At 67.2% G+C, this 22,197-nt stretch carries 22 protein-coding genes; 6 read left to right on the forward strand and 16 right to left on the reverse strand.

Annotated elements, in window-relative coordinates; translation table 11 throughout:
- Position 1: 1 nt before the first annotated feature.
- From nuoK to ACWEQQ_RS14190, 11 genes are all read right to left on the reverse strand, one after another.
- Positions 2–301, reverse strand: a complete 300-nt coding sequence (nuoK, locus tag ACWEQQ_RS14140; protein ID WP_357010729.1) for an NADH-quinone oxidoreductase subunit NuoK — start codon at positions 299–301, stop codon at positions 2–4.
- On the reverse strand, positions 298–1,179 hold the full coding sequence (locus tag ACWEQQ_RS14145; RefSeq protein ID WP_452348508.1) for an NADH-quinone oxidoreductase subunit J: 882 nt from the start codon (positions 1,177–1,179) through the stop codon (positions 298–300). The genes nuoK and ACWEQQ_RS14145 overlap by 4 nt, the downstream gene beginning before the upstream one ends.
- Complete coding sequence (nuoH, locus tag ACWEQQ_RS14150) at positions 1,176–2,936, reverse strand: NADH-quinone oxidoreductase subunit NuoH (protein ID WP_452348545.1); 1,761 nt, start codon at positions 2,934–2,936, stop codon at positions 1,176–1,178. The genes ACWEQQ_RS14145 and nuoH overlap by 4 nt, the downstream gene beginning before the upstream one ends.
- Positions 2,937–3,015: 79 nt before the next feature.
- The gene (locus ACWEQQ_RS14155) at positions 3,016–5,487 is read right to left on the reverse strand and encodes an NADH-quinone oxidoreductase subunit G (protein WP_452348509.1); all 2,472 of its coding nucleotides are present in this window, start codon (positions 5,485–5,487) and stop codon (positions 3,016–3,018) included.
- On the reverse strand, positions 5,484–6,803 hold the full coding sequence (gene nuoF, locus ACWEQQ_RS14160; RefSeq protein ID WP_452348510.1) for an NADH-quinone oxidoreductase subunit NuoF: 1,320 nt from the start codon (positions 6,801–6,803) through the stop codon (positions 5,484–5,486). Before nuoF ends, ACWEQQ_RS14155 begins: the two co-directional genes overlap by 4 nt.
- On the reverse strand, positions 6,800–7,516 hold the full coding sequence (nuoE, locus tag ACWEQQ_RS14165) for an NADH-quinone oxidoreductase subunit NuoE (protein WP_452348511.1): 717 nt from the start codon (positions 7,514–7,516) through the stop codon (positions 6,800–6,802). The genes nuoF and nuoE overlap by 4 nt, the downstream gene beginning before the upstream one ends.
- Positions 7,513–8,844 carry an NADH dehydrogenase (quinone) subunit D gene (nuoD, locus tag ACWEQQ_RS14170; protein WP_452348512.1) on the reverse strand — a complete coding sequence of 444 codons (1,332 nt, stop codon included), beginning with the start codon at positions 8,842–8,844 and terminating at the stop codon, positions 7,513–7,515. Before nuoD ends, nuoE begins: the two co-directional genes overlap by 4 nt.
- Entirely contained in the window at positions 8,844–9,593 is a 750-nt protein-coding gene (locus ACWEQQ_RS14175) for an NADH-quinone oxidoreductase subunit C (RefSeq protein ID WP_452348513.1), read from the reverse strand. The genes nuoD and ACWEQQ_RS14175 overlap by 1 nt, the downstream gene beginning before the upstream one ends.
- Positions 9,590–10,144 (reverse strand): NuoB/complex I 20 kDa subunit family protein, encoded by a 555-nt coding sequence (locus ACWEQQ_RS14180; protein ID WP_326311010.1) that lies wholly within the window; start codon positions 10,142–10,144, stop codon positions 9,590–9,592. Before ACWEQQ_RS14180 ends, ACWEQQ_RS14175 begins: the two co-directional genes overlap by 4 nt.
- A 74-nt stretch (positions 10,145–10,218) precedes the next feature.
- A complete protein-coding gene (locus ACWEQQ_RS14185; protein ID WP_033090134.1) occupies positions 10,219–10,599 on the reverse strand; it encodes an NADH-quinone oxidoreductase subunit A in 381 nt (126 codons plus the stop codon).
- A 328-nt stretch (positions 10,600–10,927) separates the two neighbouring features.
- The gene (locus tag ACWEQQ_RS14190) at positions 10,928–11,347 is read right to left on the reverse strand and encodes an Rv3143 family two-component system response regulator (RefSeq protein WP_452344742.1); all 420 of its coding nucleotides are present in this window, start codon (positions 11,345–11,347) and stop codon (positions 10,928–10,930) included.
- Positions 11,348–11,554: 207 nt separating this feature from the next.
- Between ACWEQQ_RS14190 and ACWEQQ_RS14195 the strand changes: the two genes are divergently transcribed.
- The 3 genes from ACWEQQ_RS14195 (at position 11,555) to ACWEQQ_RS14205 (ending at position 14,302) form a co-directional block, all read left to right on the forward strand.
- Positions 11,555–12,751, forward strand: coding sequence for an FHA domain-containing protein (locus tag ACWEQQ_RS14195; protein WP_452348514.1), 1,197 nt, complete (start codon positions 11,555–11,557; stop codon positions 12,749–12,751).
- A gap of 207 nt (positions 12,752–12,958) precedes the next feature.
- Positions 12,959–13,390 (forward strand): CBS domain-containing protein, encoded by a 432-nt coding sequence (locus ACWEQQ_RS14200; protein WP_354832789.1) that lies wholly within the window; start codon positions 12,959–12,961, stop codon positions 13,388–13,390.
- A gap of 81 nt (positions 13,391–13,471) precedes the next feature.
- Positions 13,472–14,302 carry a dienelactone hydrolase family protein gene (locus ACWEQQ_RS14205; RefSeq protein WP_452348515.1) on the forward strand — a complete coding sequence of 277 codons (831 nt, stop codon included), beginning with the start codon at positions 13,472–13,474 and terminating at the stop codon, positions 14,300–14,302.
- A gap of 223 nt (positions 14,303–14,525) precedes the next feature.
- Here the strand turns inward: ACWEQQ_RS14205 and ACWEQQ_RS14210 are convergent, their stop codons facing one another.
- Together ACWEQQ_RS14210 and ACWEQQ_RS14215 are read right to left on the reverse strand one after the other, a co-directional pair.
- The gene (locus ACWEQQ_RS14210; RefSeq protein WP_452348516.1) at positions 14,526–15,020 is read right to left on the reverse strand and encodes a hypothetical protein; all 495 of its coding nucleotides are present in this window, start codon (positions 15,018–15,020) and stop codon (positions 14,526–14,528) included.
- A gap of 239 nt (positions 15,021–15,259) precedes the next feature.
- Positions 15,260–15,424: a hypothetical protein gene (locus ACWEQQ_RS14215; RefSeq protein ID WP_452344738.1), complete on the reverse strand. Its 165-nt coding sequence runs from the start codon at positions 15,422–15,424 to the stop codon at positions 15,260–15,262.
- Between the two features lie 163 nt (positions 15,425–15,587).
- On the opposite strand from ACWEQQ_RS14215, the gene ACWEQQ_RS14220 reads away from it, so the two are divergent.
- Positions 15,588–16,553 carry a zinc-dependent alcohol dehydrogenase family protein gene (locus tag ACWEQQ_RS14220; protein ID WP_452348517.1) on the forward strand — a complete coding sequence of 322 codons (966 nt, stop codon included), beginning with the start codon at positions 15,588–15,590 and terminating at the stop codon, positions 16,551–16,553.
- A 238-nt stretch (positions 16,554–16,791) separates the two neighbouring features.
- On the opposite strand, the gene ACWEQQ_RS14225 is transcribed toward ACWEQQ_RS14220, so the two are convergent.
- Complete coding sequence (locus tag ACWEQQ_RS14225; protein WP_452348518.1) at positions 16,792–17,373, reverse strand: hypothetical protein; 582 nt, start codon at positions 17,371–17,373, stop codon at positions 16,792–16,794.
- Between the two features lie 25 nt (positions 17,374–17,398).
- Here ACWEQQ_RS14225 and ACWEQQ_RS14230 point away from each other — a divergent pair, with 25 nt between their 5' ends.
- Positions 17,399–17,683 (forward strand): hypothetical protein, encoded by a 285-nt coding sequence (locus ACWEQQ_RS14230; protein WP_452344735.1) that lies wholly within the window; start codon positions 17,399–17,401, stop codon positions 17,681–17,683.
- A 256-nt stretch (positions 17,684–17,939) separates the two neighbouring features.
- Entirely contained in the window at positions 17,940–19,421 is a 1,482-nt protein-coding gene (locus ACWEQQ_RS14235; RefSeq protein ID WP_452348519.1) for an FAD-binding protein, read from the forward strand.
- A gap of 69 nt (positions 19,422–19,490) precedes the next feature.
- On the opposite strand, the gene ACWEQQ_RS14240 is transcribed toward ACWEQQ_RS14235, so the two are convergent.
- Both ACWEQQ_RS14240 and ACWEQQ_RS14245 read right to left on the reverse strand, forming a co-directional pair.
- On the reverse strand, positions 19,491–19,853 hold the full coding sequence (locus tag ACWEQQ_RS14240) for a MarR family winged helix-turn-helix transcriptional regulator (RefSeq protein ID WP_379428619.1): 363 nt from the start codon (positions 19,851–19,853) through the stop codon (positions 19,491–19,493).
- Between the two features lie 99 nt (positions 19,854–19,952).
- Positions 19,953–21,719, reverse strand: coding sequence for an MFS transporter (locus ACWEQQ_RS14245; protein ID WP_364610761.1), 1,767 nt, complete (start codon positions 21,717–21,719; stop codon positions 19,953–19,955).
- Positions 21,720–22,197 lie beyond the last annotated feature (478 nt).

Genomic DNA, 22,197 nt, shown 5'->3' on the forward strand with positions numbered 1-22,197 from the left:
GTCAGTACCGCAGCAGGTTCGCGTCGTCGACCGAGGTCGAGCGGCGGGCACGGAAGATGCTCATGATGATGGCCAGGCCGACCACGACCTCGGCGGCGGCGACCACCATGGTGAAGAAGGCGAACACCTGGCCGTCGAGGTTGCCGTGCGTGCGGGCGAAGGTGACGAAGGCCAGGTTCACCGCGTTGAGCATGAGCTCGATGCACATGAACACCACGATGGCGTTGCGCCGCACCAGGACTCCGGCCGCGCCGATGGTGAATAGCAGGGCCGAGAGATACAGATAGTTGTCCGGATTCACCGCAAGCCTTCCTCGTGGGAGTCGTTGCCGTTCTGGCCGCCGTTCGCGTCGGTGCCGTTGTGGCCGTTGCCTTTCCGGTGACTGTCACTGCCATTGCCATTGCCGACGGTGAGCACCACGGCTTCGGTGTGGGCCCGGTTGCGCCGGTGCCGCAGGATGGTGCTGACCGACAGCTCCTCGAAGGAGCCGTCCGGCAGTCGTGCGGGGGCGTCGACCGCATTGTGGCGGGCGTACACGCCGGGCGTCGGCAGCGGCGTGACCCGGGTGCCCTGGCGGAAGCGTTCCTTCGACAGTGTGCGCTGATCGGTGGGCGGCCCGAACTTCTCGCGGTGCGCGAGCACCATGGCGCCGATGGTGGCGGTGATGAGCAGCGAGCCGGTCAGCTCGAACGCCCACACGTAGCGAACGAAGATGAGTTCGGCCAGCGCCCCGATGCTGTAGTTGCCGCCCAGGCCGGGCCCGGTCTCGGCGACGCTCTTGCCGGACATCCCGTGCGCGATGCCGCCGATGAGGAGCATGCCGAAGCCGATGCCCACCACGATGACCGCGAGCCGCTGCCCGCGCAGCGTCTCCCGCAGTGACTCGGCGGAATCCACGCCGACCAGCATGAGCACGAACAGGAACAGCATCATGACCGCGCCGGTGTAGACGACGATCTGCACGATGCCCAGGAACAGCGCGCTCTGGGCGATGTAGAACGCGGACAGCGTGATCATGGTGGCGGCCAGGCACAGTGCCGAGTGCACGGCCTTGCGCGCGCACACCATGCCGAGCGCGCCCAGCACCGCGACCACGGCGAGGATCCAGAACTGCACCGCCTCACCGGTGGAGGTGTGGGTGACGATCTGCTGGGCCGGCTGGGACAGGTGGTCGATCATTGCTGCGCCCCTTCCGCTCCGGCGAGTTCGCCTGTGGCGCCCGGGACTTCACCGCGGTAGTAGGAGCCCTCGTTCGCGCCGGGATACATGGCGTGCGGCGGGGCGATCATGCCCGGCTGCATCGGCGCGAGGAGGTCCTGCTTCTCGTAGATGAGGTCGGCCCGATTGTCGTCGGCGAGCTCGTATTCGTTGGTCATGGTCAGTGCCCGGGTCGGGCAGGCCTCGATGCACAGGCCGCAGCCGATGCAGCGCAGATAGTTGATCTGGTAGACGCGGCCGTAACGCTCACCGGGGGAGAAGCGTGCCTCGTCGGTGTTGTCCGCGCCCTCGACATAGATGGCGTCGGCGGGGCAGGCCCACGCGCAGAGCTCGCAGCCGATGCACTTCTCGAGACCGTCCGGGTGCCGGTTGAGCTGGTGCCGGCCGTGATAGCGCGGCGCGGTCGGGGTTTTGACCTCGGGATACAGCTCCGTGTTCGGCTTCTTGAACATGGTCGAGGCCGTGACCAGGAAGCCGCCGAGCGGTTCCAGCAGACCGGCCTTCTCGGTGGCCGCCGGGGGCGCAGCGGGCATCGGCGGCACCGGGAAGTCCGAGTACGCCCTGGTGGAGTCCGGATCCGGCGAAGCCTTGGTGCGGTCGCCGCCCGCGTGCCCGGCCCGGATGACGAGCGCGAGCAGCACGACCGCGACCACGATCCCGCCGATCACCATGCCCGCGGTCTGAATGTGGGTCCCATTGTCCTGCAGCACCTTCAGCGTGGCGACGTACATGACCCAGGCCAGCGACACCGGGATGAGCAGCTTCCAGCCCAGGTTCATGAACTGGTCGTAGCGCAGTCGCGGCAGGGTGCCGCGCAGCCAGATGAACACGAACAGGAACGTCCACACTTTGGCGGTGAACCACAGCATGGGCCACCAGCCCGAGTTCGCGCCCGCCCACAGACTGATCGGGAACGGCGCGTGCCAGCCGCCGAAGAACAGCGTGGTGGCCAGCGCGGAAACCGTTGCCATGTTGATGTACTCGGCCATCATGAACATGGCGAACTTGAGCGAGGAGTACTCGGTGTGGAAGCCGCCGACCAGCTCGCCCTCGGCCTCGGGCAGGTCGAAGGGCGCCCGGTTGGTCTCGCCGACCATCGACACCGCGTAGATCAGGAACGACGGCAGCAGCAGGAAGACGTACCAGGTTCCGTTCTGCGCCTTGACGATTCCCGAGGTGGCCATGGTGCCCGAGAGCAGGAACACCGCCGCGAAGCACAGGGCCATCGCGATCTCGTAGGAGATGACCTGCGCGGTGGAGCGCAGGCCGCCCAGCAGCGGATAGGTGGAGCCCGACGCCCAGCCCGCCAGCACGATGCCGTACACACCGACCGAGGCCATGGCCAGGATGTAGAGCACGCCCACCGGCATATCGGTCAGCTGCAGCGCCGTGCGGTGCCCGAACATGCTGACCTGCGGCCCGAACGGGATCACCGCGAACGCCATCACGGCCGGGATGAGTGAGATCACGGGCGCGAGAATGAAAATGGGCTTGTCGACGATGACCGGGACGATGTCCTCCTTGAGGAGCATCTTGACGCCGTCGGCGATGGACTGCAGGCTGCCGCGCGGGCCGACCCGGTTGGGGCCGACGCGCATCTGCATGAAGGCCACGATCTTGCGTTCGGCGTACACCGCGAGCATCGGTATCAGCAGCAGGAAGACGAAGATGCCGATCGATTTGACCAGCACCAGCCACCAGGGGTCGTGGCCGAACATGGCGGTCACGTCAGCCCCGGAGGAGGCAGCCTGCGTAACCACGGAGGGGCCCGTGGCCGCCAAAATGGACACAGCCAGGTCACTCACGGTGGTCCTCCCGTCGGATGCGCACGAGGTGTCCGGGCGTGGTGCCGAGCTGCACCAGCACGTCGGAGCCGGGGGAATTCATGGGCAGCCACACCACGCGGTCGGGCATCTCGGTGATGACCAGGGGCAGGGTGATGTGGCCGTGATCGTTGCCGACCGTCACCGGATCGCCGGTGGTGGCGCCGATCTCGGCGGCCGTGTGCGCCGAGAGCCGCACCACCGGGGTGCGGGCGGTGCCGGCCAGATTGGGTTCGCCGTCCTGGAGGCGGCCGCGGTCGACGAGCATGCGCCAGGAGGCGAGCACCGCGGTGCCCGCATGCGGCTGGGCGATGGGGTGCGGGCGGTGCACCGGAGTCGCGGCGGGCGGGCCTTCCCACGCACCCAGATCCGCCAATTCGGCTCGGGCACTGGCCACGTCGGCCAGGCCGAGCCGGATCCCCATGTCCGTGGCGATGGCGTCGAGCACCCGGTATTCGGGCATCGGCGCGGCCTCGCGGCGCACGGTGGCGTCACGCAGGGCGGCGTCGAACTGGCGGTGGCGGCCCTCCCAGGTGAGGAAGGTGCCGTTCTTCTCCATGGCCGAGGCGACGGGGAAGACGACGTCGGCGCGGTCGCTGATATCGCTGCGGCGCAGTTCCATCGACACCACGAAGCTCGCGGCATCGATGGCCGACAGGGCCGCGTGCGGGTCGGGCAGGTCGCCGACCTCCACCCCCGCGATGAGCAGCGCGCCCAGTGCCGGGGCGGCGGCCAGGATGGCGCTGGTGTCGCGGCCCGGAGCCGCGGGCAGATCGTTGACATTCCACGCGTCCCGAACCTGCTGGCGCGCAGCGGAATCCGCGACAGGCCGCCCGCCCGGCAGGAGCACCGGAAGCGCGCCGGCCTCCAACGCGCCGCGCTCACCGGCACGGCGGGGGATCCACGCCAGGGTGGCTCCGGTCTCGTCGGCCAGGCGGGCGGCCGCGGACAGGCCACCCGGGATGCCGCCGAGACGTTCGCCGACCAGGATCAGGGCACCGGGCTCGCGCAGCAAGCCCGCGATCTCGCGCAAACCGGTGTATCCGGCGGTGGCGGCATCGGCCTCACCGGTGCGGATCTCCTCCAGCACATGCGGTTCCGAGCCGGGCGCGGTGAGCAGCAGGGTGCCGGACATGCGCTGCAGACCGCGGGTCATGTAGGGGGCCAGCGAGTAGATCGGCGTGCCGTTCTTGCGGGCCGCCTTGCGCAGCCGCAGGTACACCATCGGCGATTCCTCTTCGGCCTCGAAGCCCGCGAGCAGCACGAACGGGGCGCGTTCGAGCGCCGCGTAGTCGACCGTGATGCCCTGTCCCGCAATGCGAGCCGCCAGGAAGTCGGCCTCCTCGCCGGAGTGCTCGCGGGCGCGGAAGTCGATATCGTTGGTGTTCAACGCGATTCGCGCGAACTTGGAGTACGCGTAGGCATCCTCGAGCGTGACGCGGCCGCCGATCAGCACACCGGCATTGCCCCGTGCCGACGCCAGTCCACGCGCCGCGGCCCTGATCGCCTCGGACCAGGAGGCGGGCTGCAGCGTCCCGTCCTTCCAGCTGCGCACCATGGGCGTGGTGAGCCGGTCCGGTTCGGTAGCGTACGCGAACGCGAAACGGCCCTTGTCGCAGTTCCATTCCTCGTTGACCTGCGGGTCGTCACCGGCGAGGCGGCGCATGACCTTGCCGCGGCGGTGGTCGGTGCGCTGGGCGCAGCCCGAGGCGCAGTGCTCGCACACCGCCGGGCTGGACACCAGGTCGAAGGGCCGGGCCCGGAAGCGGTAGGTCGAGCCGGTGAGCGCGCCGACCGGGCAGATCTGCACGGTGTTGCCGGAGAAGTAGGAGTCCAACGGCTCCCCGGCGGCGATGCCGACCTGTTGCAGCGCACCGCGATCCATCAGTTCGATGAACGGGTCACCGGCCACCTGCTGGGAGAACCGGGTGCAGCGCGCGCACAGCACGCAGCGTTCCCGGTCCAGCAGGATGGCCGCCGACAGCGGAATCGGCTTGGGATAGGTGCGCTTCTCGCCGTCGAAGCGGGATTCGGCGCGGCCGGTGGACATGGCCTGGTTCTGCAGCGGGCATTCGCCGCCCTTGTCGCAGACCGGGCAGTCGAGGGGGTGGTTGATGAGCAGCAGCTCCATCACTCCCTCCTGGGCCTTGGCGGCGGCGGGGGAGGTCAGCTGGGTGTGGATCACCATGCCCTCGGCCACCGTCTGGGTGCAGGAGGCGACGGGCTTGCGCTGTCCCTCGATCTCGACCAGGCACTGCCGGCAGGCGCCGACGGGATCGAGTAGTGGATGGTCGCAGAACCGCGGGATCTGGGTGCCGATGAGTTCGGCGGCCCGGATCACCAGGGTGCCGGCGGGCACGGCAACCGTTGTGCCATCGATGGTTACGGTCACCATGTCGGTGGGGGTCACCCCGCCGCCGGTCGTGGAGCTCACTGTCGAGGTCATCGCGCTCCTTCAGCCCAGACGGTGGACCGGGCCGGGTCGAACGGGCAGGCGCCGAGGCGGATGTGCTCGGCGTACTCGTCGCGGAAGTACTTCAGGGAGGAGAAGATCGGGCTGGCCGCGCCGTCGCCGAGGGCACAGAAGGACTTGCCGTTGATGTTGTCGGCGATGTCGGCGAGCTTGTCCAGATCGGTCTCGTGGCCCCGGCCGTTCTCCAGCCGCTGCAGCAGCTGGACCAGCCAGTAGGTGCCCTCGCGGCAGGGGGTGCACTTACCGCAGGATTCGTGGGCGTAGAACTCGGTCCAGCGCAACACCGCCCGCACGACGCAGGTGGTGTCGTCGAAGATCTGGAGGGCCTTGGTGCCGAGCATGGAACCCGCGGCCGAGACACCCTCGTAGTCGAGGGCAACGTCGAGGTGCTCGTCGGTGAAGATCGGGGTGGACGAACCGCCCGGCGTCCAGAACTTGAGGGCATGGCCGGCGCGGATGCCACCCGCATAGGTCAGCAACTCCCGCAACGTGATTCCGAGCGGCGCTTCGTACTGCCCCGGTCGCGTCACGTGACCGGAGAGCGAGTAGATCGTGAAGCCCGGCGACTTCTCGGTGCCGAACGACCGGAACCAGTCCACGCCATGGGCGATGATGGACGGCACGGACGCAATGGATTCCACATTGTTGACCACGGTCGGGCAGGCGTAGAGACCCGCCACCGCCGGGAACGGGGGACGCAGGCGCGGCTGGCCGCGGCGGCCCTCGAGCGAATCCAGCAGAGCGGTCTCTTCACCGCAGATGTAGGCGCCCGCACCGGCGTGCACCACGATCTCGAGGTCGAAGCCGGAGCCCTGGATATCGCGGCCGAGATAGCCTGCGGCATAGGCCTGCTGGACCGCCGCCTGCAGGCGGCGCAGCACCGTCACCACCTCGCCGCGCACGTAGATGAAGGCGTGCGAGGCGCGAATGGCGTAGGCGGCGATGATGACGCCCTCGACGAGGGTGTGCGGGCTCGCCAGCATGAGCGGAATGTCCTTGCAGGTACCGGGTTCCGACTCGTCGGCGTTGACCACCAGGTAGTGCGGCTTGGTGGTGCCGTCGGGTCCGGGGCCCTGCGGGATGAAGCCCCACTTCATGCCGGTGGGGAAGCCCGCGCCGCCGCGGCCGCGCAGGCCGGAGTCCTTCACCGTGGCGATGACCTCGTCCGGGTTCATACGCAGCGCCTTCGGCAGTGCGCGGTACCCGCCCTGGCCGCGATAGGCCGCCAGGGTCCAGCCCTCCGGGTCCGCCCAGTGCTTGGAGAGGACTGGAGTCAGAGCGGTCGTCACTGCGCGCCTCCGTCGGTCGGCTTCTGTTCCGCGACATGCAGATCCCGTTCGGCGACATGCAGACCCGCGAGGGTGGCGGGTCCGGCGGCGCCGTCGGTGGCGCCGGGCCGCTGGTCCTCGTATCCGGCGAGAATGCGGGCGGTCTCGCGGAAGGTGCACAGCGGGATGCCACTGCGCGATCCGGTCGCAGGTTCCCCGCGCCGCAGCGAATCCACCAGTCCTCTGGCCGATTCCGGGGTCTGATTGTCGAAGAACTCCCAGTTGACCATGACGACCGGTGCGTAATCGCAGGCCGCATTGCACTCGATGTGCTCGAGGGTCACCGCGCCGTCGGCGGTGGTCTCTCCGTGCGTGATTCCCAGGTGCTGCGTCAGCTCCGCGAGGATCTGATCGCCGCCCATGACCGCACACAGTGTGTTCGTGCAGACACCGACGTGATAGTCGCCGGTCGGCGTGCTCCGGTACATCGAGTAGAACGTGGCCACCGCGGTGACCTCGGCATCGGTCAATCCCAGCTGCTCGGCGCAGAATTCGATGCCGGTCCCGGAGACGTACCCCTCCACCGATTGCACCAGATGCAAAAGGGGAAGCAGTGCAGAACGCGGGTGGGGGTACCGGTCGATGATCTCGCGGGCCTCGAGTTGCAGACCCTCGCGCACCTTCTCCGGGTAGGGAATCGGCCGCGTGGTCAGGTTGAGCAGGATCTCGGTCATCGGTCGACACCACCCATCACGGGGTCGAGGGAGGCGACGGACGCGATCACGTCGGCCACCAGGCCGCCCTCGCACATCGCCGCCACCGCTTGCAGATTCGTGAAGGAGGGGTCGCGGTAGTGGACCCGGTAGGGCCGGGTGCCGCCGTCGCTGACCATGTGCACGCCCAGCTCGCCGCGCGGTGATTCGACCGCCACGTACACCTGGCCCGGCGGGACGCGCAGGCCCTCGGTCACCAGCTTGAAGTGGTGGATGAGCGACTCCATGGAGGTGCCCATGATCTTGCCGATGTACTGCGGCGAATTGCCGAGGCCATCCGGCCCGAGCTGCAGATCGGCAGGCCACGCAATCTTCTTGTCCTCCACCATGACCGGGCCCGGCCGCAGCCTGTCGAGGCACTGCTCGACGATCTTGACCGACTCCTTCATCTCGTTGACGCGGATGAGGTAGCGGCCGTAACAGTCGCAGCCGGTGTCGACCTGGACGTCGAACTCGTAGTTCTCGTAACCGCAGTAGGGCTGGGACTTGCGCAGATCGTGCGGCAGGCCGGTGGCGCGCAGTACCGGACCCGTGATGCCCAGCGCCATGCAGCCGGTGAGGTCCAGGTAACCGACATTGCGGGTACGGGCCTTCCAGATGGGGTTCTGATTGAGCAGAAGTTCCATGTCCCGCAGGCGCTTCGGCAGCAGGTCCAGCAGCTCGCGCACCTTCTGCACGCCGTCGTCCGGCAGATCCTGGGCGATACCGCCGGGCCGGATGAAGGCGTGGTTCATGCGCAGACCTGTGATGGTCTCGAACACGTCCAGGATCAGCTCGCGCTCCCGGAAGCCGAACAGCATGGGGGTGAGCGCACCCAGTTCCATGCCGCCGGTCGCCAGCGCGACCAGATGCGAGGAGATGCGGTTGAGCTCCATGAGCATCACCCGGATGACATTGGCGCGCTCGGGGATGTCGTCGGTGATGTCCAGCAGCTTCTCGACCGCCAGGCAGTACGCCGTCTCGTTGAAGAACGGCGACAGGTAGTCCATGCGGGTCACGAAGGTGGTGCCCTGCACCCAGCTGCGGTACTCGAGGTTCTTCTCGATCCCGGTGTGCAGATAGCCGATGCCGCAGCGGGCCTCGGTGACGGTCTCGCCCTCGATTTCGAGAATGAGCCGCAGCACCCCGTGCGTGGAGGGGTGCTGCGGGCCCATGTTCACGACGATGCGCTCTTCGGCGACCCCGTTCAGGGCAGCGGAGATCTCGTCCCAGTCGTTTCCCACCACGGTGACCGTGTGTTCGGGTCGTTCCTCGGTGTTGCGACGGGACTTGGTGTCGATGTCGTTCATCAGCTGTACGTCCTCCGCTCGTCGGGCGGCGGGATGCGCGCGCCCTTGTATTCGACCGGGATCCCACCGAGCGGATAGTCCTTGCGCTGCGGGTGGCCACGCCAGTCGTCGGGCATGGCGATGCGGGTCAGCGAGGGGTGACCGTCGAACAGGATGCCGAAGAAGTCGTAGGTCTCCCGCTCGTGCCAGTCCACGGTCGGATAGACCGTGTACAGCGAGGGCAGGTGCGGATCGTCGTCCGGCACCGAGACTTCCAGCCGCACCCGGCGGTTATGCGTGATGGAGTTGAGGTGATACAGCGCGTGCAACTCGCGCCCGGTTTCCTCGGGGTAGTGCGCGCCGCTGACACCCAGGCACAACTCGAAGCGCAGCGCTTCGGTGTCCCGCAGCGTCTTCGCCACCAGCACCAGGTGCTCGCGGCGGATGTGCAGGGTCAGCTCGCCGCGGAAGACGACGATCTTCTCGACGGCCTCGTCGAACGTCTTCGCCAGTGCCAGGCGCAGATTCGCGATGATCTCGTCGAAGACCGGACCGTAGGGCGCGGGCGTGCCGCCGGGCATGGCGACCGTGCGGACCAGCCGGCCGTAGCCGGAGGTGTCGCCGGTGCCGGAGACACCGAACATGCCCTTGCGGACGCCGATCACCTCGTCGGCGGGCTCGGCGGCTTCGGTTGTCTCCGGGGTCTTCTGAGTCGGTTCCACCGCCGCCTCCGGGGGGCTCTCCGTGCCGGTAGGTGCATCAAAGGTCATCGCAGCAGCCCCTTCAACTGAATGGTCGGGGTGCTGGCGAGCGCGGCGCGCTCGGCCTCGCGCACGGCTTCCTCGCGATTGACGCCGAGCGGCATCTCCTGAATCTTCTCGTGCAGCTTCAGGATCGCGTTCAACAGCATCTCCGGCCGCGGCGGACAGCCGGGCAGGTAGATGTCGACCGGCACGATGTGGTCGACGCCCTGCACGATGGCGTAGTTGTTGAACATGCCGCCCGAGGATGCGCAGACACCCATGGCCAGCACCCATTTCGGTTCGGTCATCTGGTCGTAGACCTGGCGCAGCACCGGGGCCATCTTCTGGCTCACCCGGCCCGCGACGATCATCAGATCGGCCTGGCGCGGCGAGGCGCGGAACGCCTCCATGCCGAAGCGGGCGATATCGAATCGCCCACCGCCGGTGGCCATCATCTCGATCGCGCAGCACGCCAGGCCGAACGTCGCCGGCCAGAGCGAACTCTTGCGCAGATAGCCGGCCAAATCTTCCACCGTGCTCAGCAGGAACCCGCTGGGCAGCTTCTCCTCGAGACCCATGTCGGACTACATCTCCCGGATCGGGACACCCCGTCTCGCACGGGGTGTGTCATTGGAAATCCCCTGTGCGCCAATCAATCCCAGCTGAGACCGCCGCGCCGCCACTCGTAGGCGTAGGCGACCGAGACGTTGAAGATGAACAACGCCATGGCGGCCAGTCCGAACACTCCGAGCGCGTCGAAGTGCACAGCCCACGGGTAGAGGAACACGATCTCGATGTCGAAGATGATGAACAGCATGGCGGTGAGGTAGTACTTCACCGGAAAGCGCTGGCCCGCAGCATTTCCCGGCCCGCCTGCGACAGCGTGGGGGGTGGGTTCGATACCGCATTCATAGGCTTCGAGCTTTGCCCGGTTGTAGCGTTTGGGGCCGATCAGGGCCGCCAGGAAAATGGAGAACACCCCGAACGCGGCGGCCACCGCGCCGAGCACCAGGGTCGGTACCTCGATATTCACAACAGCACTACCCCTCCTGCGAGCTGGACGACGCAATACGGACGGCAGCTGCCGAGGCGCGGGCTGACATCGTCGTCCGCCGGCCAGTCTCGTTCCCCGGGCACCGCTCAGCGACGGCACGGACCTTCGGGGAGTGAGGCGGCGGCTTCATTGATACCGATGCCCGCGCTCGTGTGAGCTACGGCACAGCCTACAACTCGGATGAGAAGATACATCACGATTCGCAATCGCGTTTGATCGAATTCGGAACGGTCTTTTATGACCGATCGGACGCAATCGCGAATGTCACGTGACATGGGTTTGCCCTGATCACGAGGGCGAACGAAGATCAGGCCGCGAAGCTATTACCGAGCACACCCAGGACAGCGTCGGTGAGCCGGATGGGGTCGATGGGGTGGGGCACCGCGGCCTCGGCGCGCGACCAATTGGCCAGCCAGGCATCGTCCGGGCGGCCGGTCAGCACGACGATCGGCGGGCAGTCCGCGATCTCGTCCTTGAGCTGCTTGGCCAGGCCGAGACCACCCTCCGGGGCCGACTCGCCATCGAGGATCAGCAGATCCAGATTGCCGGCGTCCACGCGCTCGAGGGCGACCGGCCCGGTCGCCACCTCGAGATATTCGATGGGCGGCAGATCCGGGTGCGGCCGTCTGCCCAGCGCCAGCATCACCTGGCTCCGGGTATCGGCGTCATTGCTGTAGACGAGGACCCGCACCACGGCGGGACGTTTCGCATCGGCCACGTTCCGCATGCTACGTCCCTGGTGGGGGAGCGCGGGGCAGCTTCGCCCGAAGTCGCGCGCGTCGCGGAATCGCCTGTCGTGCACTACGTCGATGGCCGATTGTTCGTAATTCGCGACCGGTACCATCCAGCGAATGAGGGGATCCATCACGCAGCGCCTCATCGAAACCGACGCGTGGACCGACGGGTTGGCGGGGCAGGCGGGGGCCCGGGTGAGATGAGCACGCGGGTCGAGGTGGTGCCGGGCAGCCACCTGGTGGCCAGTGCGGACGGTGTGGTCGTGGTTGTCGCACACCGGGATTCGCGGCCGCTGACCGCCGAATCCGACGCCGTGGCGGTGCTGGACAAGCTGCTGGATCTGGTTGCCGAGGCGTCGCCGCGGGAGACCCGGCGGACCGGGCGGACCTTCGCCCGGCTGGTCAGCACCTGGCTGATGGCTCGCGACGACGAGGAGAAGGTCGAATTCGGGGTGCTCACGCCGGGCACCCGCGGGCTGGCCGTATTCCTGCACGGGCAGGTCACCGCGATCCTGGAGGGTGGGCAGGGCCGCGAGGTACTGCACGGGCGCGACGCGGGATTCAGCGTCGACCGGGTGGTCAGCCCCGTGCCCGTGCGGGCTGCGGCGGTGTTCGTGGACGACGGCGAGCCGCGGGCGACGTTGCCGCCTCCGGGTGTTTTCGCGTTGCGCGATGGGCGGGTGGCCGGATCCGGGGCGGTGATGTGGCGGGAGGACGCACCCGATACGCCGGTCGATGGAGTGTCGGCGGGAGCACGCAGTTCCGGGGCGCGCACGAATCCTGATCGCCGCGTGCGGCAATCGAGACGCAATGGGCAGCAGGCCAACGAGCCCGCAAAGCCGGGGGACGCCGCGTCCGGCAGTGCAGGCAAGAATGCACCACGTGCCACTCGGATCGGGGTCGTCGTGCACGGATACGATTGCGCGCGTGGGCATCTCAACGATCCGCGCGTGCCCCTCTGCGCGGTGTGCGGCATTCGGATGGAGCCGGTGACCTGTGTGCTCACCGAGGGCATCCGGCCGCCACTGGGTGTGCTGCTGCTCGATGACGGGACCTCGTATGCGCTCGACAGCGATCTGGTGATCGGGCGGGAGCCGGAACGATCCGACCAGGTGCGGCGCGGTGCGCAGGCGATTCGGATCCCCGACACCTCCGGCGGCATGTCGGGGGTGCACGCCGAGATCCGGCTCGTGGGGTGGGACGTGCTGGTGATGGACCGCGGCTCGGCCAACGGCACTCACATTCGCCCGCCGGGCCGTCCGGATTGGGTGCGCGCGGCGCCCGGGCGACCGACAGTGCTGAAACCGAGCAGTCAGCTACTTCTTGGCGGCCGGGTATTCACCTTCGATTCTTCGATCAATCCGAGCTCCCAACCCCCAGAAAGCCCGAGAATCTAGTCCGATCCGGCAGACTTTCAGTGCAGCGATACGGCAGATAGTGCCAGTTGGCAAATATTTAGATAACCCTGTTGTCGGAAGATGGCACGCGGATCTCGATACCCACGCATCCGGTTAGGCATCGAATCGCAATCTTTGCTGGTCACGCCCGGTTATCAGCGGCATCCTAGTAACCACGGATAGTCCCGAGCGTTGGGCGGTGGACACATGCGAATCTCCGAAATACTGCGCCGGAAGGGCAGCGGCGTGGTCACGATTGCACCGGATGCATCAGTGCGTGAACTGCTCAGAGTTCTGGCGACCCACAATGTGGGCGCGGTGATCGTCTCGCGAGACGGTGCCGCCATGTCGGGCATCGTCTCCGAACGAGACATCGTGCGCCGACTCCATGACCAAGGCGCCGCACTCCTCGACGCCTCCGTCTCCTCGATCATGACCGCCGCCGTGCACACCTGCTCGCCGGACGATCGCGTGGAAACCCTCAACGCCACCATGACCGAGCACCGGATCCGCCACCTCCCGGTCCTCCGCGATGGCCGGATGATCGGCATCGTCAGCATCGGAGACGTCGTCAAGAGCCAGATCTCCGAACTCGAAACCGAGCGCGAAGCCCTGGTCAAGTACCTGCAGCACGGCTGACGGATAAACACACTCGTTTCACCCGACTGCCTGCCCGATACGATCGAATCGATTCGTCGTATCGAGGAAGGCCCTGCGCCCGTGCAGTCCGAAAACCCAACGCCTCACGACACTCTGGGCGATTTCACCAAGCGCACCATTGCACTGGAAGGCGCGGACAAGACCGTCTATGTGGCAGGCAGCGGGCCGGCGGTGATCGTCATGCCGGAGATGCCCGGCATCAGCCCCGACGTGCTGCGCTTCGCACGGTGGGTCCACGACGCGGGCTTCACCGTCTACGTGCCCTCACTGTTCGGTGTGGACGGCGCGTACCCGACGGTCGAACTGGGCGACCCGATCGCACGGAAGACCTGCGTCAGCAAGGAGTTCCGAGCCTTCGCCGGCGGCGGCACCAGCCCCGTCGCCGTATGGCTGCGCGCCCTGGCCCGCCTGGCCCACGCGGAATCCGGCGGCCCCGGCGTCGGCGCGGTGGGCATGTGCTTCACCGGAAACTTCGCACTCACCATGACTCTCGAACCCGCGGTCATCGCCCCCGTCATCAACCACCCGTCCCTCCCGCTCGACGACCCCGCCGGCCTCGAGCTCTCCCCGGAGGACGCGACCGCCATCGCCGCCCGCTTCGAACGCGACGACCTCCGCGCCCTCGCCTACCGCTTCGACAACGACAAATGGTGCACCGGCCAGCGTTTCGCCGCTTACACCCAACTCCTCGGCGACCGCTTCGACGGCCGAGTCCTCTCCGGCACCCACGCCAACTCCAACCCCCCACCCTTCTTCCAGCACATCGTCCAAACCCCCCACAGCGTCGTCACCGCCCACCTCGTCGACGAGCAAGGCCACCCCACCCTCCAAGCCCGAGACGAAATCCTCACCTACCTCCACACCCGCCTCCACCCCGAGCCCCCCGCGTAACCGCCCTCAGCCGCCGAGGTATCCGACCCGCCGCGTTCCGAATGGCGCAACACCACACGCCGACCAGGCGGTCCGCACTGACGAGCTCGTCTATTCAACTGAATGTCATCCTGCTGCCCCCGACGACAGCTCCTTCGCCTACCAGGTCTCGGATGCCTTCACTGAATTGCCGGGGCCTCAGTAGCTTTCGTGTCAAGAACAATGGGTGGCGGCGGCTCGACCCTCACCGGCGTTTCTTGAGCCTTCCCTTTGGCGTCTTCAGTTTGTGTTCGGCTTTCCGCGCAAAGTCGCCCTCCGATTCGCGGCGGTGCCTCCGCAGCGCCACGTCCACTGGTTCTGCGCCGACGATACGGAGATGCACTCCCGGTAGACCTTTGTGCGCGCCGTGCTTGGACATGCGGGTCACCACCGCGTCCCCGACGCGCAGGGGTTTGTTGAAGTTCGTCGGGACATAGGCCAGGACCTGCATCGGAGCAGCGCCAGGTCTGTCGTAGGGCGTGAGGGAAACCACCCGAGGCAACGGCGACTTGTTCGGGCGATCGGTGGACGCAGGTTCCCGGGTAGGACCGACGTCGGTCACCACAAACGTCCTGTCCGGCCATTTCTTCCGTCGTGTCGCCACGTACCCGAGCGCGGCCGAATGATACGAGTGACCAGAAACTGCGAGCTTGACGGCATTTTCACCTTCACCGCGAAGCTTCTGGCTGCTTCTACTCATTGCCCTCACCTTCCCGCGAGTCGTCTGCGGGTAACGGCGTGCCCGCAGCTGTGCTGAACCCAGTTGAGCAGGGGACGTATCCGCTGCTCAGCATGCCATCACGCAGGGCCGACCGAGGCCGAACCCCGGTAAATCCGCCATGTGCTGGGCACCCCACCTGATCGTGCTGATCGATCCGTTCCAGTAGGGCATAGCGGTCAAGATCCTCGACCTCCGCCGCCGCACCCCGGCCTGCTCTACTACGCGTGGGCGCAGTTCCCGCGGCCGTCCGACCGGCCGAGTGGTGGTCGTGGCCGCCTCCGCATAGCGGCGAGGGCGGCGAAGACGACGTGCTCGCGGGCGATCTCGTATTCGCGCACGGTGACCGGGCCCCACCAGCGCAGCGCGTCGACCACTGCGTCCACCCGGCACCGACATCGCCCGCCGCTTCCTCGATCGAGTGGTGGATATACTTTCCGAGGGAAGGTGGCCGCGCCTGGTTCGACGCGCCCACCGGGTCTTATTTCCTCCTTGCTCGTTAGGCAGTCGCTCACACAGCGGCCCGACCTTCGATGGAGAGGAATTAATATGCGCGCCATCCAGATTGAACAGTTCGGCGACCCCGCGCAGGTGCTTCGCGTCGTCGACATCGAGGAGCCGCCGCCACCGGGTCCGCATGAGGTTCTGTTGAGCGTTGAGATCTCGCCGTTGAACAAGCACGACCTGCTGGTTGTCACCGGAATGCTGGCGCGACCACCCCTGCCTCACATACCGGGCGCAGAGGGCGTCGCGCGCGTGCTTGCCACTGGCGCCGAGGTCGATGGACTTCAAGTCGGCGATCTGGTCGTGCTACCCCTGTATGCCGGTGCGTGGCGTGAGCGGCTCGTCGTGCCCGCCGACGGCCTGTTCGCACTCCCCGCCGGCGGCAGCATCGAGCAGTACTCGATGCTGGGCAGCAACCCCCCGACGGCAGGGTTGATGCTCAGCGAGGTCACCCCCATGCAGCCCGGTGACTGGGTGGTTCAGAACGCCGCGAACTCCGGTGTGGGACGGTCATTGATCGGGCTGGCCAAACTTCGTGGACTGAAGACGATCAACCTGGCCCGTGACGAGGCGACGTTCGCCGAGCTCACAGCAGCCGGGGCCGACGTGGTCCACGTCGACGACCCCGATGCGGTCGGCGATGTTCGAGCAGTGATCGGCGATGCGCGAGTGGCGCTGGCAGTGGAAGCCGTCGGTGGTCCGGGGGTGGCGCGGCTGCTCGAATTGCTGTCCGACGGTGGATGGTTGGTCAGCTATTCCTGGGCCAGGAACGAACCCATGTGGGTCGACACCTCGGCACTGGTCGGCAAGCACCTCACCGTCCGCGGATTCTTTGTCGGCGACTTCGACTACCACGACAAGGTGGTGCCCGTCATTCGTGAGGCGGCACCGCTGGTGGCCGACGGCGCCCTCGTTGTCCCCGTGGCGGCCGTGTACCCCCTCGAGCACATCCAGGACGCGGTGCAACATCTCCTCCGTGGCGGCAAGATCCTGCTGAAAGTGGCGGGGTGATGATGGCGACGAGCGCGACCTCGGCACGGTGCGTCGGCAAGATGTTTACGTGACCAACCGACTTGACGCCCGGGCATCGCGCGGAACAGGGCCCGAACACCGCGGATCCTTGCGATCGGGTTAACCTCCGCCCCATCCGCCGCCTTGTCGGGCGTCCGGACTGGTGAGGTCGCCCATTCGACTGTCGCGGATTATTGCGTGTCTCTAGGCATCTCGGAAACTGGTGGAGCTGAGCCAGTTATGCGGTGATCGCAGCAACTGGGTCGTGGAGTTGCATGACCAGCTGTCGAACGACGGATGGGGCTGCCGTGAGGTCGCCTTCGATCCGAAGTTTGCCGCTGTCTGTTGCGAGTTCGCGGCGGTGTTCGGAGGCGGCGATGGCTTCCGGGTTGCCCGCCCAGGCTCGCCTGGAAAGCTCATGGTGCGTGACGTAGTCGGCGACGATTCGGATGTCGGCGTATTCGACAGAGCCGCCGCCGACCTCGAGCTCGTTGTGGCGGATGCGGATGAACCAGCTCAGTGTTCCGGCGGGCGTGTTGGCCCGGCCGGGTGGTGGGTTCGTCAGGTCTTCACAGATGCAGAAATCGAGGGAATCGAGATCGTGGCCGTCCAGTAGATCCGCGATGATCACGGCGACGGCATCGAGCCACTCCAGGCTCACGTATCCGAACTTGCGGGTGGGTGCCATCTTCCGAATGTTTCCATGCAACGGCCTGCTGATCTTGTGGTGATCTGTGGGGTTCCGGTGGCAATCGCGCGAAAAGAGCGAAGTGGTCGCCGGGGTCGGTGTCCGGCTACGGGTGCGCGTGGAAATCGCCACCGGCCGCGCATTAGGGTCTGACCGCATGGCAGTGCTCTCGCGTCCCATCAGAAGCCTGGCAGTCGTACTCGGTGTGGCCGTTGCGATTCCGATGCTCGCGACCCTGGCCTTCGCGGCCATCGGCCACCCCGAATGCGCGACCATCCCGGAAGATGTGGGCCCCTGCGGATACTGGGCCCGCGTGGGGGAATACGGGCCGTTCATCATGCTGTGGGGAACGGTCGTCACCGCAGGCTTCGGGTTGACGGTGTGGCTGGTGGTCGTCGGTGTGCTGAGTCTCTTCGCAGCGCTACGGCCTCGCCGCGAGTAGATAGCCGCGCGCCTTCGCCCGGTGGCTCATTCCGCCCGACACTCCGGCTGATAGGGGATCTCGGTAGCGGAGCGGTCGACACACCCGGGCTCGATTGAGCGAATGAACAGTGGGTGAACCATGATCGAGTGGTGTTGTGTTGTCCGATGGGTACAGGTGGGTCGCGAACGTTGATATCTAAAGCGAATAACCGAGCGGCGCACCGCATCTCGATCGGATTCGGGGGACCGTTGTGAGACCCCGCTTCGCACGCAGCGTGTTTCTGCGGGGAGCGCTCGGAATCGCGGTCGCCGGTGTGGGTTTCGCCGGAACCACCCGACTGCCCGCCTCCGACGCGGCGCCCGCCGCAGGCTCCTCCGACGGCACCACCGGCTCCTCGGACAGCGCCGCCGGCTCCAGCACCGGCAGTGCCGACCCGAAATGGCGTGCGTTGCAGGACAAGCTGCACGGCCGGGTGATACTGCCCGGCGATCTCGGATACCCGATGGCCAAAGAGGTCTTCAACACTCGCTTCGACGACGAGATGCCCACGGCCATCGTGCAGGTCGCGGATGCCGCCGATGTGGCCACGGCCTTCGGCTTCGCGGCCGAGAACGATCTCGCGGTCGCCGCGCGGGCGGGCGGGCATTCCTACGCCGGCGTCTCCACTGCGACCGGCACACTGATTGTCGACGTCCGGCGGCTGCGCGGCGTCCGAGTCGAGGCCGGACAGGCCGTCATATCACCGGGCCACACCCTGTACGAGGTCTACGGGGAACTCGACCGGTCCGGGCAGAGTCTGCCGACGGGCATGTGTCCCAGCGTCGGCGTCGCGGGTCTCACCATGGGCGGCGGGTTCGGCTTCGAATCCCGTGCCTACGGCCTCACCTGTGATCGGCTGACCGCCGCCACCCTGGTCCTGCCCGACGGCACCATCACCGAGGTGTCCGCCACCGCCAGCCCGGACCTGTTCTGGGCGCTGCGTGGCGGCGGCTCGCTGTTCGGCATCGTCACCTCGCTGACCTTCGACACCATTCCGGCCACCGCGAAAGACGTGGTGCGCCTGACCTTCTCGGGCGAGAACGCGGATCGCGTCATCGGCGGCTGGCAGGAGTGGCTGCGCGGCGCCGACCGTGAGCAGTGGGCCGATGTCAGCCTGGACGCCGACGGCGAGGGCGGTCTCCGCTGCTGGATGCAGCTGGTCTGCCCAGCGGGTTCGGCCGATACGGTGACGGCCGCGCTCACCGATGCGATCGGCGTCGCGCCCACCAACATCGATCCCCGCACCCTCAGCCATATGGACACCGTTCTGTATCTGGCAGGCGGCACGGCGGATCAGCCGCGCGTCGCCTTCACCAACGGCTCCGATATCGTCTCGGACCTCACCCCCGACACCATCGGCCGGGTGCTCGAGGCCATCACCCGGTTCTCCAGCGTCGGCGGCACCGGCTGGGTGCAGATCAACACCCTCGACGGCGCGATCCGCGACCTGTCGCCCACCGCCACCGCTTTCCCCTGGCGCGACCACGCCGCCATGGTGGAATGGGGTGCCTACGAACCGATTCCGCACGACGCCGCGATGGCCTGGCTCTCCGACGCCCACGCCACCCTCGCCCCCGATTCGGTCGGCGCGTACGTCAACTACCTGGAGCCCGGCGATCCGCTGTCCCGCTATTACGGCGACAACCACACCCGCCTGTCCGAGCTCCGCGATCGTGTGGACCCGGACAATCGGATCCGTTCCGTCCTGACCTCCTGACCACGCGCCCGACGGTGACCGGGCACAGGGGGAGTGCTGCCAGACGTCGCCTCGCCGAGCGGGGCGACGCTACTGGTCGAGGGCCTCGATGAGGGTGTGGAGGCCGGATTTGACGGACTCGCGCTGGGCCGGGGTGAGGGATTCGAGGGCGCCGGCGAAGCGCTGGATGCGGGCGGAGGTGAGGCCGGTGACCAGGTTGTGAGCGGCGGCCGTGGCGGTGAGGAGTTGGGCCCGGCCGTCTTCCGGGTCGGCGTCCCGGGTCAGGTAGCCGCCCTTTTCCAAGCCCGTCACGATGCGGGACATCGTTGGGGCGCTGACCCGTTCGATATTGGCGAGGTCGCCGAGGCGGAGGGGGCCGGAGCGGGCGACGGTCGCCAGGGCCGAGGCCGCCCCGGGGCTCAGGGCCCCGAGGTCGCCGGAGTGGCGCAACAAGCGTAGGAGGCGGCCGATCGAGTGGTACAGGTCGGCAGCTTCGGTGAGCTGGTCGGGGTCGGCGACGCTCGTGGGCTCGGGCAGCGTGATCTCCTCCGGTCAGATTCCCTCGCGGACGGCTTCCCGCAGTTCGGCAGCCTCGTCCGGGACGGTGGGGCTACCGGCGAACCACGAGGCCACCGCGCCGATCAGCATCATAATCGCGGCTCCCAGGAAGACCACGACCAGACCCGAGTGGAACGGGCCGGAGATCAAGTGCGGGAAGAACTCCTGGCCCGTGAGGACGTCCTTGTGCACGCCCGGGTGGTCCAGGATGCCGGTCGGGCCCAGCAGCGCCTCGATCGGATTCACACCGAGGAAGGCCGCGAACAGGCTGCCGACCGGCGGCAGACCGGAGATGTTCTCCGCGACATTGGCGGGCACACCCTGCGCCTGCAGACCCGAATTCATCGCGCTCGGCAGCGTATTGGACAGGCCGATGATCATGAGCGAGAAGAACACACCGATCGACAGCGCCATACCGCCATTGAGCAGCGTGCCGCGCATGCCGGACGCGACACCGCGCTGCGACGCCGGCACCGCGGACATGACCTCGGCGGTGTTGGGCGAGGCGAACATGCCCGAGCCCAGGCCGTTGAGCGCGATGACCACCGCGAACGCCCAGTAGGGGAAGTCCACCGGCAACACCACCAGCAGCACGAACGTCACCGCGGTGATCGCCATGCCGAGGGTCGCGAACAGCCGCGGGCCGTAGAGGTCGGACAGCTTGCCCGAAACCGGCCCGGCCACAAGGAATCCCACCGTCAGCGGCAGCAGGTAGATGCCCGCCCACAGCGGCGTGGACTCGTAGTCGAAGCCGTGCAGCGGCAGCCAGATGCCCTGCAGCCAGATGATCAGCATGAACTGCAGACCGCCACGGCCCAGCGACGACATCAGGCCGGCCAGGTTACCGAGCCCGAACGCTCGGACCTTCAGCAGCGACAGGTGGAACATCGGCTGCTCCACCTTGGTCTCGATCCAGCAGAACAGCGCGAGCACCGCGATACCGCCGAACACCGCGGCCAGCACCCACGGGTTGGACCAGCCGGTATTCGAATCCCCGTACGGCTGAATGCCATAGGTGATGCCGGTGAGCAGAGCGGTCAGTCCGACCGCGAAGGTGACGGTGCCCGGAATGTCGAGCGAGCCCGCGTTGCGCTGACCGTTGTCGTGCAGCGACCGGTACGACCACACGGTCCCGAGAATGCCGAACGGCACGCTCACCCAGAACACGGCTTTCCAGTCCCACTGCGCGAGCAGGCCGCCCAGCAGCAGGCCCAGGAACGAACCGGCCACGGCCGCAACCTGATTGATGCCGAGCGCGAAGCCGCGCTGTGCGGCGGGGAACGCGTCGGTGAGGATGGCGGCCGCGTTGGCCATGAGCATGGCGCCGCCGATTCCCTGGAACACACGCCATCCGATGAGCCACACCGCGCCGCCGCCGTGCGTGAACGGATCGAACGAGAGCGCGACGGCCGCGATCGTGAAGATCACGAACCCGTAGTTGTAGATCTTGACGCGGCCGACCATGTCGCCGAGCCGCCCGAACATGACCACCAGCACCGCGGACGCGAGCAGGAAGCCCATCATCATCCACAGCAGGTAGCTGACATTGCCCGCCGCGAGCGGGTTGAGATCGATGCCCCGGAAGATGTCGGGAAGCGAGATGATCACGATCGAGGAGTTGATCGTGACCATGAGCATGCCCAGGGTCGTATTCGACAGGGCTACCCACTTGTAGTGCGGGTGGTCATGCTCGATTCGGAGTCGCCTCCGAATGGTCTGGACATCACCGGTATCCAAACCGGTGGTTGGGGCCGCAGCCATCAGAGCCTCCCGCAAGTCAACGAACGAACAGCGCCTAAATATAGTTGCATGCCGCTAACTAATGAAATCGTGTGATGGCTCACTCACCGGAATCGCCTGCCGCGCCCGGCCCACTTCGGCACCCGCCCGTAACCGATGAGCGCTCCGCCACCGACAGGATCGGGCGCGTCGCGTCGAGGGTGAGAGGACCGGGCGTGCTGAGGTGGCGAGACGGCGCGGGCATGCGGCCGAGTGTGTGAGAAAGGTCCGACAAGGGTTGTTGGACAACCCGACTGCTCAATACGTTTCTCGGACGTCCCGAAGTTGTTGCGGTGCTGCGGATTTCGCGCGGCACCCGAACTGTACGAGAACCGCTTTCCGAACGCGAGCGTGAATCGACAAGGGAGGCGGCTTCGGTGTCGATGTCCGTCGGGTCGACGGGGTGGCCAGGTCGACACGCTGTGCTGTGACACCGCCTGGCCGGTGGCACCGTCTAGGC

The organism is Nocardia sp. NPDC004123, assembly GCF_053603795.1.